At 62.3% G+C, this 1,370-nt stretch carries 1 protein-coding gene; it reads left to right on the top strand.

What is annotated here, in order from left to right; translation table 11 throughout:
* The first annotated feature begins 75 nt into the window (after positions 1–75).
* Entirely contained in the window at positions 76–1,104 is a 1,029-nt protein-coding gene (locus BLT73_RS16930) for an IS110 family RNA-guided transposase (protein WP_090525767.1), read from the top strand.
* Positions 1,105–1,370 lie beyond the last annotated feature (266 nt).

Below are 1,370 nucleotides of genomic sequence, written 5' to 3'. Positions count from 1 at the left end.
TGATGATGTGACCGCCCCCCGACGGCATCTGATGTGCCAAGGTGGGTCTTCAACGATCCACAAATGGGAGCGGTCATGTCGGAGATTATCACGGTCGGGCTCGATCTGGCGAAGAATGTGTTTCAGGCGCATGGTGCTGACGTCTCGGGGCGAGCAGTTCTGCGCAAGAAGCTGAGACGGGATCAGGTGCTGGAGTTTTTTGGACAGGTCCCGGCCTGCGTTGTGGCGATGGAAGCCTGCGGCGGCGCTCATTTTTGGGGTCGTGAGATTGCCAAGCTGGGCCATGACGTTCGGCTGGTCCCACCCGCCTACGTCAAGCCTTTCGTGAAGCGGCAGAAGAATGATGCGGCCGATGCCGAAGCGATTTGCGAGGCGGCATTGCGGCCGACGATGCGCTTTGTTCCGGTGAAGAGCGAAGAGATCCAGGGCGCGGCCATGGTGTTCCGCGTGCGTGAGCTTCTGATCCGGCAGAGGACACAGGCAATAAATGCGCTGCGCGGTCATCTGGCCGAGTTCGGGGAGATCGTGCCACAGGGGGCCGCGAATGCATCGAAGCTGATTGCTCTCGTCGAAGATCCGGAATGCACTCTACCGGCCGATGCCATCCCTGTTTTGAAGGTTCTGGTCTCGGCGCTGGCGCAGTTGGAGGAAGAGATCAGCAAGCTTGATGCCGAGATCGCTCGTCGCGCCAAGGAGAACGACGTGGCGCGGCGACTGATGACGGTGCCCGGCATCGGCCCGCTGATCGCGACGGCCATAGCGACGCTTGCGCCGCCGCCCGAGACTTTCCGTAAGGCTCGAGACTTTGCGGCATGGCTCGGGCTCACGCCCCGGCAGCATTCGACCGGTGGCAAGCAGCGGCTCGGAGCCACAACGAAGATGGGCGAGCGGTCCCTTCGCCGCCTGCTGATCATCGGCGCCAACAGCGTCATCATCAAACGTCACACCCATCGTGCGGCACAACCCGGCACATGGCTGGGTAATCTGCTGACACGTAAGCCACCGATGCTGGTGCGGGTGGCGCTTGCGAACAAGATGGCACGCATCGTCTGGGCCTTGATGGCCCGCGGCGGCGTCTACCAGTCTCCGGCCGCAGTGGCATAAGCACACCAGCGGTCGCGAGGACGTCGGAGCGCAGGAGGGCTGAGAGCAGTTTGGCGCAATAGTCGTGAGACGGGATCGGGAGAACCAGTGTGCAACAGAGTGCCTTCGAGCACGCGGCTTTGATCTGGACCCGACCTGCGAACACCATACGGGCCCGCGGCATGACCAAGGCCGCAACAGAGGCCGGATACATGTCAGCACCCGGTGACGCGCCAGCAGCAGCTCCGAAATTACCTCTTGCGCAAGGGGCGGTTATACATGTTGCA

Origin of the sequence: Paracoccus isoporae (genome assembly GCF_900101865.1) — a bacterium.
In the GTDB taxonomy this organism is placed as follows: Bacteria; Pseudomonadota; Alphaproteobacteria; order Rhodobacterales; family Rhodobacteraceae; genus Paracoccus; species Paracoccus isoporae.
Note: the sequence above shows the minus strand (reverse complement) of the source record. Positions and strands in the feature narration are given on the sequence as shown.

Bases quoted from the DNA above. Each gene is read 5' to 3' on its own strand.
- BLT73_RS16930 (WP_090525767.1), top strand. From the start codon at position 76: ATGTCGGAGATTATCACGGTCGGGCTCGATCTGGCGAAGAATGTGTTT.